This window comes from Thermobacillus xylanilyticus, from assembly GCF_907165215.1.
In the GTDB taxonomy this organism is placed as follows: domain Bacteria; phylum Bacillota; class Bacilli; order Paenibacillales; family Paenibacillaceae; genus Thermobacillus; species Thermobacillus xylanilyticus.
Genome location: NZ_CAJRAY010000077.1, coordinates 53,044 through 64,612 on the forward strand (window position 1 = coordinate 53,044; position 11,569 = coordinate 64,612).

Consider the following 11,569-nt stretch of genomic DNA (forward strand, 5'->3'; position numbering starts at 1 on the left):
TAAACTGACGATTGACAGAACAAAAGTGCCATTTCATAGTGAGAAGAACAGGTCCATTTTCAAAGGGTGTCGGGGGGAAACGAAATGAGCGGTTTCGAGATCGCGGTCAAACCGCTGTATTTGAGGTTTTTGCAGGAAGGATACGGCAAACGCGATGCCCTCTACGAGGCGATCCGCGCCGCGATGCTGGCGGGGGCGGTGCCGGAAGGCGCGCGTCTGCCGGCCACCCGGCTGCTCGCCGCTTCGTTTGACGTTTCCCGGGGAGTGGCAGCGGCCGCTTACGACATGCTGCATGCGGAAGGCTATGTGCGGACCGCCGTCGGTTCGGGAACGTATGCGGCGTACCGCGCCCCGGTCGGCGGCCTGATCAAGGAGACGGCGGATCCGGTTCATCCGGCGGGCACGGAGAACGCGCGGACGGGCAAGGTGCAGCTGTCCTCGCTTGGCAGGCGGGTCGTTGCCGCGGGCAGGCGCATGGAGCTTTCCCTGAATGACCGGGTGCCGTATGATCTGCGGATCGGACAGCCGGTGATTGCGGATTTTCCGTATGATGATTGGAAGCGGGCCGTCTATGCGGAGATTCGCCGTTTTCCGGGAAGGCTGCAGGAAGACGCTTTTCGGGCCGAAGGCCATGAACCGCTGCGCAGCGCGATTGTCCGCCATCTGGTGACAACGAAGGGCATAAGGGCCAATCCGGAACAGGTCGTCGTGACGAACGGATCGATGCAGGCGCTCGCGCTGATCGCGATGCTGCTGCTCGATCCGGGGGATCCTGCCGTCGTCGAGGACCCGGGCTATCCGGGGACGTGGGCGTCGGTCGAGGCGGCCGGCGGGAGACTCATCGCGGCGAAGGTGGACCGGAGGGGCATTGTGCCGGAAGACTGGCCGGCGCGGCTGCTGTTCGTGACGCCGAGCCGGCAGTTCCCGACCGGCGGCGTATTGCCGATGGAACGGCGCGCCGCATTGCTGGATTGGGCGGCGCGGCGCAATGCCGTCATCGTCGAAGACGATTACGACAGCGAGTTCCGCTGGGGCGGGCGGCCGGTGGAACCGCTCAAGGCGATGGACCAGGGCGGCTGCGTGATTTATATCGGAACGTTCTCGCGGACGATGTTGAGGGATGTCCGAATCGGCTATGCGGTGCTGCCCGATGGGCTCGTCGAGCCGTTTCGCCGCGCGAAGGCATGGACCGAGCCGCATCCGACGGATCTGATCTGGCAGCGGGCGCTTGCACGCTTCATGGCCGCGGGCGCGTATGCCCGCCATTTGCGGCGCATGCAGCGCATTTGCGGGACGAGGATGCAGCGGTTCCGCGAACGGCTGGAGAAGCTGCCGGGAGAGCCCTTCGACTGGTATCCGTCCGTCAGCGGGATGCATGTTTACGGCGAATGGCGCAGGGATCCCGGCGAATACGACGCGTTCCGGGCAGCATGTCTGGAGCGGGGCGTCGTCTGGACGGACGGGGACCGGTATCGGCTCACCCCGCCCGTAAGGCGCAGCGCGATGTTCGGCTTCGCCCATCTCGACGACTGGACGATGGACGCTGCCGCGGAGCGGATGGCGGATGCGCTGCTGCACCTGCGCGGCCGGCGGCGCTAGGCTTCGTACCGCATGAGCGTCGGCTTTGCAAGGATAGGGTGCGGCTCCCGGAGCGGTCAGGATCGGGTCTTCAGCAGGCGGCCGAGCGCTTCGCCCATGCGGACTTTGGCGCCGGGCGCCAGATCGCTCCGCGGTTCGAATGTTCCGTTCTCGGTGAGCAGGACGACGGTCGAGCCGAATTCGAACCAGGCCAGTTCGCCGCCGCGGCTGAGCCGGTCCGCCTTCGGATCGGCATAGCGTATGCCGCTGACGTTGAGCGCGCCGACTTTCACGACCGCCGTCTCGCCCGTTTCATGGCGGATATATGTGACAAGGCGTTCGTTCCGGCTGAGCACCCGCGGCATGTGGGTGAGGCCGAAGTCGTTGACGGGATATACGCGTCCCGGCAGATGATGGCGTTCGACGACGACGCCGTCCACCGGCGAATGGATGCGGTGGTAGTCGGACGGACTCAGGTAGAGCACGATGCCGTATCCGTTTCGGTAGCTCTCCGCGCGCGGATTGCCGCCGAGCAACTCGTCGATCGTGTAGTCCTGGCCTTTCACGTTGAAGATCGTTCCCTGGCGGATCGGTCCCATGCCGGTGATCCGCGCGTCGACCGGACTGACCAGAACGCCGGGCGCATCATCGACCGGACGGGCTCCCGGTTTCAGCCGGCGGGTGAAAAACTCGTTCAGCGTCGCATAGTCCCCGATCGCTTTCTCCGCTTCTTCCACCGCGATGCCGTAGACGCGCGCGAATCGCGGTATGAGCAGCCTGCTGGCCGGCGAGTGCGCGAATCGGCCGGCGAGACGGGAAATCCATTTCCGCGAACCCAGTTCCGTGAGCGTTCTCAGCAGCCATTTGCTCAACTCCGCTTGCTCCTTCCGTGGGCTTTTGCCGCCTAGTGTGCCACAATGCCGGGGACAAATCAATAGACCGATGGACGCGGAAGATTCATAGATTCCGTACATTTCCGTACGCGGGAGCCGGGATCCGGTGCGCCGGATGCGCCGACCAATCGCCCGCCCATGGGGAGCCGCCGTGTCCGGCCGGACATTTGACGTATATGTTGCTGGCAGGACTCATGCGAGAGGAGGTCGGGCCGATGGCGGTGCCCAGGGTGGCCTTCGTCACGCCCGGATCGTTCGCCATCCCTTCGCCCAAGGGAAGTTCGGTCGAACGCGTCATCGAATACCTCGCCCCGCGTCTGGACCGGCGGCGGTTCGAGCCCCGGATCTACGGCCGGACGGGACGCGGGCTTTCCCGCGTCGGTTCGCTCGGCGGCGTGCGGATCGAGCGTTTTCCGGCCGCCGACAAGAAGGCGTATGTGCGCGCGGTCGGCACGGCGATGCGGAAGTTCCGTCCAACCCTGATCCAGGTGGAGAACCGTCCGCTGTACGTGCTCCGGTTGAGGCGGCGTTTTCCCCGAACAAAAATTTGGCTCAGCCTCCAGTCGAAAACGTTCATCGGGAAGCGGTACATCAGCAGATCGGCGCTGAAACGGAGTCTGGCCGCGGCCGACCGCGTGCTTGTCAACAGCCATTGGCTGCGCCGGACGGTAGCGGAGATGGTGCCGGAAGCTGCGGACAAGCTGCGCGTCCTCCATTTGGGCGTCGACATCGACCGGTTCCGGCCGCCGGACGACCCGGGGAGCGGCGAGCGAAGGCGGCGGCTGCGCGAAGACCGCGGTTGGACGGACCGGACGGTCGTCCTGTTCATGGGCCGGCTCATCCCGCGCAAGGGCGTGCATCATCTGCTGGCCATCCTGCCGAAGCTGGCCGAGGCGCATCCCGACGTGCTGCTCGTCATCGTCGGCAGCCCGTTCTACGGTTCCCATCGGGATACGGCGTACTCGCTGCGGCTGAAGAGAATGGCGCGCGCGATGAAGCGGCACGTGCTGTTCGTTCCGTATGTGCCGTACACGAAAGTGCCCGACTGGTTCCTCGCCGCCGATATCGCGGTCGTGCCGTCGAAGCCGGGCGAGGCGTTCGGCCTTGTCAACGTCGAGGCGATGGCGAGCGGGCTGCCGGTCGTCGCCTCCCGGGTGGGCGGCATCGTCGAGGTGGTCGAAGACGGCGAGACGGGGTATCTTGTTAACCCTGCGAACATGGAGGCGGAACTGCTGGACCGGATCGGCGCGCTCATCCGAGATCCGGAGTTGCGCAGCCGAATGGGCGCGGCCGGCCGGAAGCGCGTCGAGGAAAAGTTCACGTGGCAGCGCACCGCCGAAGCTTGGATGGAGCTGTACGAGCGCGGATAGGCGGCGCCGGGGGGGTGCCGTGAGCGGCTGTAACGTGGATGGCACGTTACAGCGTCTGTGCGGCGGTGCCGTGAGCGGTTGTAACGTGGATAACACGTTACAGTGCATGTGCGGCGGTGCCGTGAGCGGCTGTAACGTGGATGGCACGTTACAGCGTCTGTGCGGTGATGCCGTGAGCGGCTGTAACGTGGATGGCACGTTACAGCGTCTGAGAGGTGGTGCGGTGAGCGGCTGTAACGTGGATGGCACGTTACAGCGTCTGTGCGGCGGTGCCGTGAGCGGCTGTAACGTGGATAACACGTTACAGCGTCTGAGAGGTGGTGCGGTGAGAAGTTGTAACGTGGATGGCACGTTACAGCGTCTGCGGGCGGTGCTCAAATGAATTCACAACTCCGGTTGACAGTTGCAGGAAACTCCCGTATAGTCTAAGGCGAATCCACTAGGGGCGCCCTTGCGGGCTGAGATAAGGCGAATCCGCCTTGGTCCCTTTGAACCTGATCTGGGTAATGCCAGCGTAGGAAAGTGGGAAGGCTTCGGAATTCGGAATACGATGCAGCGTGCACCCGGCGTGCCAACGGACCGCCGTATGTCCGGCGTGTGCCCGCCGTGCCCGTCGTGTGCGAATGAGCCGCTTCCCCGTGAAGCGGCTTTTTGCATATGCGGGATGTTGCAGGCGGGATTGGCCTTGGCATGCTGCTGTGTGCAGGTGCATTGTGAAAGCATGCTGACGGCGATGCTGCAACCGGAGTGACTCCATGCGCGGAGATCGTTTTGCGGCGATCGCTGCACCGCGCATGGAAGCCGCGAGGCAGCAGCACTCGTCAGGCAGGTTTGTCTTGCCGCATGCATCACACCGCCGAATGTCATGATCCGGAGCCGCCGGCGCTGGCCTCCTATTGGATTCACATCATCCAAACGGGAGGTCTTTTTCATGTCCATTCACCTCTCCACATCCCCGATTCCCGGCAGCCGCAAAGTGTATCTCACCGGCAGCCGCCCCGATCTGCGCGTGCCGATGCGGGAAGTCGCGCTCGCCCCGAGCCGGACGCCGCAGGGCGAGACGCCGAATGATCCGGTCCTGCTGTACGACACCAGCGGACCGTACACCGACCCGGAGGCCGGCATCGACATCCGCCGGGGCCTGAATCCGCTGCGGGGCGTCTGGATCGCCGAGCGCGGCGACACCGAAGCGTACGAAGGCCGCGCCGAGCGGCCGGAAGACAACGGCTGGCGCACGCCGGAACAGGCGGAGCGGGCGGGCATCGAACGGTTCCCCGGCCCGCCGAGGCGGCCGCTGCGCGCGAAACCCGGCCGCGCCGTCACCCAGATGCATTACGCCAGGAAAGGCATCATCACGCCGGAGATGGAATTCGTCGCGATCCGCGAAGGGATGGATCCGGAAGTCGTCCGCGCCGAAGTGGCGGCCGGCCGCGCGGTCATCCCGGCGAACATCAACCACCCCGAGAGCGAGCCGATGATCATCGGCCGGAAATTCCATGTCAAGATCAACGCGAACATCGGCAATTCCGCCGTCGCGTCCTCGATTGAAGAAGAAGTCGAGAAAATGGTCTGGGCCACCCGCTGGGGCGCCGACACGATCATGGATCTGTCCACCGGACGCAACATCCATGCGACCCGCGAATGGATCATCCGCAACTCGCCCGTTCCCGTCGGCACCGTGCCGATCTATCAGGCGCTCGAGAAAGCGGGCGGCAATCCCGCCGATCTGACGTGGGAGATCTACCGCGACACGCTGATCGAGCAGGCGGAGCAGGGCGTGGACTACATGACGATCCATGCGGGCGTGCTGCTCCGGTACATCCCGCTTACGGCGAAACGGGTGACGGGCATCGTCTCGCGCGGCGGCTCGATCATGGCGTCCTGGTGTCTCGCGCATCACGAGGAGAACTTCCTGTACACCCGGTTCCGCGAAATCTGTGAAATCTTGCGTGCCTACGACATCACCGTCTCCCTCGGCGACGGCCTCCGTCCCGGTTCGATCGCCGACGCGAACGACGAGGCGCAGTTCGCCGAACTCGAGACGCTGGGCGAGCTGACGAAGATCGCCTGGGAGCACGATGTGCAGGTGATGATCGAAGGTCCGGGCCACGTCCCGATGCACATGATCAAGGAAAATGTCGACCGGCAGGCGGAAATCTGCCAGGACGCGCCGTTCTACACGCTCGGTCCGCTGACGACGGACATCGCGCCCGGCTACGACCACATCACGTCGGCCATCGGCGCCGCGATGATCGGCTGGTTCGGCACGGCGATGCTCTGCTACGTGACGCCGAAGGAGCATCTCGGCCTGCCGAACAAGGACGATGTCAAGGAGGGCGTCATCGCCTACAAGATTGCCGCCCATGCCGCCGATCTCGCCAAGGGTCATCCCCGGGCGCGTGCATGGGACGACGCGCTGTCCAAGGCGCGCTTCGAGTTCCGCTGGCGCGACCAGTTCCATCTGGCGCTCGATCCGGAGCGGGCGATGGCGTACCACGACGAGACGCTGCCGGCCGAGGGGGCGAAGACGGCCCATTTCTGCTCGATGTGCGGACCGAAGTTCTGCAGCATGAAGATGTCGCAGGAGCTGCGGGACTATGCGGCGAGCCGCGGCATGAGCCTTGAAGAAGCAGTGGAAGCGGGGCTCAAGGAGCGCGCCGGCGCGTTCCGCGATGCGGGAGGAAGCCTGTATGGCTGACGATCCGGCAAAAGAATGCGGCATGGCGGAACATATCGCGGGGCTGACGAACGGTTCGGAACAGACGGCTGCCGGTCGGCAAAAGGAAACGGCGGAACCCGGACGTTCGGCGGATCGGACGGACATGGAGCGGTACAGCCGGCAGATCCGGTTCGCGCCGATCGGTCCCGAAGGACAGCGCCGGCTGCTTGAAGCTTCGGTGCTGATCGTCGGAGCCGGCGCGCTCGGCGCATCGCTCGCCCAGCATATGGCGAGGGCCGGCGTCGGCCGCATCCGGATCGTTGACCGGGATTTCGTCGAGCCGAGCAATCTGCAGCGGCAGACGCTGTTCGACGAGGAGGACGCCCGGCTGGCGCTGCCGAAAGCGGCGGCCGCCGCGGCAAAGCTGAGGCGGATCAACAGCGGCATCGCGATCGAGGAGCATGTGGCGGACGTCACTTCGGCGAACGCGGCGGCGCTTGCCGAAGGGGTGCAGCTCGTTCTGGACGGCACGGACAATGCCGCAACGCGGCTGCTCATGAGCGACGTCTGCTTCGCGCTCGGCATTCCGTTTCTGTACGGCGGAGCGGTCGGCGCGTCGGGCATGAGCGCGGCGCTCGTCCCGGGCGAGACGGCCTGCCTGCGCTGCCTGATCGGCGGGGACCAGGAGGCGGCGGACGCGGGCACATGCGAGACGGAAGGCGTCATCTCGCCGATCGTCGAACTGGTCGCCGCCCTGCAGGCGGCCGAAGCGCTCAAATGGCTGACCGGCCGCCGCGAGTCGCTGCGCCGGACTTGGATTTCGGCGTCGCTCTGGCCGTCTGAATGGCGAGAGTGGCGGCTGCCGGGCCCTTCGCGGGATTGCGCGGTATGCGGGCGGGCGAAGCCCCCGGCGGAATCCGGCTTGCCGATGGAACGGGCTGAGGCCGGGCTGAAGCGGCTTGCCGTCCGGGAAGAAGCGTCGGCGGCCCCGTCACCGCGTCCGACCGCCGGCCCGATCCGCGCCGCGGTCCTGTGCGGCCGGGATACGGTGCAGTTGACGCTGGACCATCCGCTGCCGCTCGAGCGGATCGAGGAGCGGCTCCGTGCGGACGGCTGCATCATCACGCGCAATCCGTGGCTCATCCGCGCGGAGACGGGGGACGGCAGGCGGTTTGTTGTGTTCCGCGGAGAAGGGCGCGTGCTGGTGCAGGGCGTCTCGGATGCGGAAGAAGCGGTTCGCGGACTGACGGAGCTTTTGCATCAACCGAATGAAGAAGGAGTGACGGTGCGATGAGCCGTGCGGCGTTTGATTTCCGGCTGTATGCCATTACGGCCGAGTCCTGCCACCCCGGCCGGGATCTGATCGAAGTCATGGAAGCGGCGATCCGCGGCGGCGCGGACATCGTGCAGCTGCGGGACAAGGAGACGCCGCCGGAACGGCTGCTCGGGCAAGCCCGCGCGCTCCGGGAGCTTACGCGGCGCTACGGCGTGCCGTTCATCGTGAACGACTATCCGGAGCTGGCGCTTGAGGCGGAGGCGGACGGCGTCCATCTCGGCCAGGAAGACATGCCGATCGCGGAGGCGCGCAGGCTGCTCGGCGAGGACAAGATCATCGGCATCTCGACCCATTCGATCGAGCAGGCGCGGGAAGCGGTCCGGGCGGGCGCCGACTACATCGGCGTCGGGCCGGTCTATCCGACGCCGACGAAGCCGGGCCGGCCGGCGGCCGGACTCGAATACGTCCGGCAGGCTGCGGCGGAGATCGCCATCCCGTGGGTCGCGATCGGCGGTATAACGCTTGACAACGCGGACGAAGTGCTGGATGCCGGGGCGCGCCGGCTGTGCGCGGTGTCCGCCATTGTCGGCAGCCCGGACCCCGAAGCGGTCAGCCGGGAGCTGAAGGCCCGGATCACCGCCCGGGAAGCGGGGCATGCGGCAGATGCGGCCCCTCCGGCGGAAGGTCCGATTCGGCTTCGCCTCAACGGGCGCGATACGGAGACGACGGCGCGAACGCTCGGCGAACTGATCGAGCGGCACGGCCTCAAGGACCGGCGGATCGTCGCCGAGGTGGACGGCGAGATCGTCGCGCGTTCCGAATGGAGCCGGACGCTGCTTAAGGCCGGCGCCGCCGTGGAGCTGGTCCATTTCAGGGGAGGGGGTTGATCGGATGCACGAGGCGTTTTATCGCGTTCCGCCGCTCGTCATCGGCGGCCGGACGCTGCGCTCGCGGCTGTTCCTCGGCACGGGGCGGTTCCCGAGTCCGGCGGTCATGCTCCAGGCGCTGGAGGCGAGCGGGGCGGAAGTCGTCACCTTCGCCGTCCGCAGGGTCAATCTGGACGAAACCGCCGACGACTCGGTGCTGCAGCATCTGGAAGGACGGGATCTCATTTATCTGCCGAACACGTCGGGCGCATCGAGCGCCACCGAAGCGGTGCGCATCGCGAAGCTGGCCCGCGCCGCCGGGCTCGGCGACTGGGTCAAGGTCGAGATCAGCGCCGATCCGCGCACGCTGCTGCCGGATCCGATCGAGACGTTGAAAGCAACCGCGATGCTGGCGGAAGCGGGATTTACCGTGCTGCCCTATACGTCCGACGATCCGGTGCTGTGCCGGCGCCTCGCGGAGGCCGGTGCGGCCGCCGTCATGCCAGGCGGATCGCCGATCGGCACCGGGCTCGGCATTCTGAATCCGTACAATCTGCGTCTGATCGCGGAAGAGGCGAACGTGCCGGTCATCGTCGACGCCGGCCTCGGCTCGGCTGCTGACGCCGCGCAGGCGATCGAGCTCGGCGCCTCCGGCATCCTTGTGAACACGCCGGTCGCGAAGGCGCTCGACCCGGTCGCGATGGCCCGCGCGATGGCGCTCGCCGTCGAGGCCGGCGCGCTCTCCCGCGCGGCCGGACGCATTCCGAAACGGCTCTATGCGACGGCGAGCAGCGATCCGGACGGCGTGCTCGAGCCGCTGTCGGACCGCGCGGCCGAACCGGCCGCGGCCGGCCGGCGGGTGACCGGCGGATGAGCGGGCGGGTCGTCATCCTCGGCGGCGGCATCATCGGCCTGTCGGCAGCGTTCGCGGCGGCCGCAAAGGGCTTCGGCGTCACCGTCGTCGAAGCCGGAAGACCCGGCGGACAGGCGTCCGGCGCGGCCGCCGGCATGCTGGCGCCATATACCGAAAATTCCGACGGGCCGGACCCGTTCTTCGCGCTCTGCCTCAAGAGTCTGCGGATGTATCCCGACTGGGCGGCCGCGATCGAAGAAGCGTCCGGGCGGAAGATCGAGCTGCGGCGCAGCGGCAGCCTCGCCGTCGCGTTGGGCGAAGCGGACGTGCTGCCGCTGACCGCGCGGATGGCGTGGCAGAATCGGTACGGCGCCCGCGCCGAACTCGTCGGTTCGTCCGAATTGCGGCAGCTTGAGCCTCAGCTCGCGCCGGACATCGAGACGGCGCTCTACATCCCGGAGGAGGGCCATGTGTACGCGCCGGCGCTCGTCGAGGCGCTCGAGAGCGCCTGCCGCCGCCGGGGCGTCGCGATCGCCGCGGAGGCCGGCCGGACCGTGCGGCTGAACCTGGGCGCGGACGGGGTCGAAATCGGGACGGAGCGGGCCGGAACGTTCACCGGAGACGTGCTCGTCGTCTGCACGGGCGCCTGGACCGGGCTGTTCGAACGGGAGCTCGGCCTGCCGCTGCCCGTCCATCCGATCCGCGGGCAAATCTGCGCCTATCCGATGCCGGCCGGGCTCATCCGGCGCATCGTCGTCTCGCCGCAGGCGTACTGGACGGCCAAAAACAACGGAACGCTCGTCTGCGGCGCATCGGAAGATGTCGCCGGATTCGACACTTCCGTCACGGAACGCGGCATTGCTCGGCTCGTCCGCTGGGGGCCGAAGGTGTTCCCGATCCTGAAGGATCTTGAGCCGGTGCACCGGTGGGCGGGCCTGCGCCCGGGCACGCTGGACGGCCGGCCGCTGATCGGCCGTCTGGGGCATGCGCCGCGCGTCGTGATCGCGGCCGGCCATTACCGCAACGGCATTCTGCTGGCGCCCGCGACGGGCGCGGCCGTCGCCGCGCTGCTCACGGGCGAAGCGCCGCCCGTGCCGCTGGACGCGTTCGATCCGCTCCGGTTTACGGCGGTGCGGCAGATCGAGTTCGAAGGGATGAGGGCATGATGCAGAACGTGAAGCGGCATTCCCTGCCGCGCGCGCTGACGATCGCCGGCTCCGATTCCGGCGGCGGCGCGGGCATTCAGGCCGATCTGAAGACGATGCAGGAGCTCGGCGTATTCGGCATGAGCGCCGTAACGGCCGTTACGGCGCAGAACAGCCTCGGCGTGCAGGCGGTCTGCCCGCTGCCGCCGGAGGTCGCGGCGGCGCAGATCGATTCGGTGCTCGGCGACATCGGCGCCGACGCGGTCAAGACCGGCATGCTGCACGATGCAGCCGTCATCGAGGCGGTGGCGGACGCCCTGGAGCGCCGTCCGGTTCCGAGTCTGATCGTCGACCCGGTCATGATCGCGAAGAGCGGAGACCGGCTGCTCAAGGCGGACGCGGTTGACGCCCTCAAGCGGAGGCTGATGCCGATGGCCGAGCTCATCACGCCCAACATTCCCGAAGCTTGCGCGCTGCTCGGCATCGGGGAGGGCGAGATCCGCACGGAACGGGACATGATCGAAACGGCGCGGGAACTGCTCGCGCTCGGCATCCGCAACGTGCTGCTGAAAGGCGGCCATCTGCCCGCCGCCGGCGGCACGTGCGTCGACGTGCTCTGCGGCGCGGACGCAGCCGAGCCGGTCGTCATCCGCGCGCCGCGCGCCGAGACGCGGCATACGCACGGCACCGGCTGCACGCTGTCGGCCGCGATCGCGGCCTTCCGGGCGCGGGGCACGCCGCTCGTCCACGCGGTCCGATCCGCGCGGCGCTTCCTCGGCGAGGCCATCGCGCATGCCATCCCGACCGGCGGCGGCATCGGTTCCCTGTGGCATGCGGCGCATCGGCTGAAGCCCCCCGTTGCGGCTGAACGGTGACATCGGCGGCGGGAAGGCGCTTTTGTTCCGACCGGTCTTTTTTCCTCTCGCAAC

General features: G+C 67.3%; 9 protein-coding genes and 1 riboswitch. Of the genes, 8 read left to right on the top strand and 1 reads right to left on the bottom strand.

Features of this window, described 5'->3' with window-relative positions:
* The first annotated feature begins 84 nt into the window (after window positions 1-84).
* On the top strand, window positions 85-1,599 hold the full coding sequence (pdxR, locus tag KJQ12_RS14060) for a MocR-like pyridoxine biosynthesis transcription factor PdxR (RefSeq protein WP_213485252.1): 1,515 nt from the start codon (window positions 85-87) through the stop codon (window positions 1,597-1,599).
* 56 nt (window positions 1,600-1,655) lie between these two features.
* On the opposite strand, the gene asd is transcribed toward pdxR, so the two are convergent.
* Complete coding sequence (asd, locus tag KJQ12_RS14065; RefSeq protein ID WP_213485254.1) at window positions 1,656-2,450, bottom strand: archaetidylserine decarboxylase; 795 nt, start codon at window positions 2,448-2,450, stop codon at window positions 1,656-1,658.
* Window positions 2,451-2,686: 236 nt separating this feature from the next.
* Between asd and KJQ12_RS14070 the strand changes: the two genes are divergently transcribed.
* From KJQ12_RS14070 to thiD, 7 genes are all read left to right on the top strand, one after another.
* Window positions 2,687-3,841: a glycosyltransferase family 4 protein gene (locus KJQ12_RS14070; protein WP_015254066.1), complete on the top strand. Its 1,155-nt coding sequence runs from the start codon at window positions 2,687-2,689 to the stop codon at window positions 3,839-3,841.
* Between the two features lie 431 nt (window positions 3,842-4,272).
* Window positions 4,273-4,379: riboswitch (TPP riboswitch) on the top strand.
* A gap of 393 nt (window positions 4,380-4,772) precedes the next feature.
* Entirely contained in the window at window positions 4,773-6,539 is a 1,767-nt protein-coding gene (thiC, locus tag KJQ12_RS14075) for a phosphomethylpyrimidine synthase ThiC (protein WP_015254067.1), read from the top strand.
* Window positions 6,532-7,794, top strand: a complete 1,263-nt coding sequence (locus KJQ12_RS14080) for a ThiF family adenylyltransferase (RefSeq protein ID WP_213485256.1) — start codon at window positions 6,532-6,534, stop codon at window positions 7,792-7,794. Before thiC ends, KJQ12_RS14080 begins: the two co-directional genes overlap by 8 nt.
* A complete protein-coding gene (gene thiE, locus KJQ12_RS14085; RefSeq protein ID WP_213485258.1) occupies window positions 7,791-8,663 on the top strand; it encodes a thiamine phosphate synthase in 873 nt (290 codons plus the stop codon). Before KJQ12_RS14080 ends, thiE begins: the two co-directional genes overlap by 4 nt.
* A 4-nt stretch (window positions 8,664-8,667) precedes the next feature.
* Window positions 8,668-9,516: a thiazole synthase gene (locus KJQ12_RS14090; RefSeq protein WP_213485259.1), complete on the top strand. Its 849-nt coding sequence runs from the start codon at window positions 8,668-8,670 to the stop codon at window positions 9,514-9,516.
* Window positions 9,513-10,661 (top strand): glycine oxidase ThiO, encoded by a 1,149-nt coding sequence (gene thiO, locus KJQ12_RS14095; protein WP_213485260.1) that lies wholly within the window; start codon window positions 9,513-9,515, stop codon window positions 10,659-10,661. Before KJQ12_RS14090 ends, thiO begins: the two co-directional genes overlap by 4 nt.
* Complete coding sequence (thiD, locus tag KJQ12_RS14100) at window positions 10,661-11,515, top strand: bifunctional hydroxymethylpyrimidine kinase/phosphomethylpyrimidine kinase (protein ID WP_213485335.1); 855 nt, start codon at window positions 10,661-10,663, stop codon at window positions 11,513-11,515. Before thiO ends, thiD begins: the two co-directional genes overlap by 1 nt.
* The last annotated feature ends 54 nt before the right edge of the window (window positions 11,516-11,569 follow it).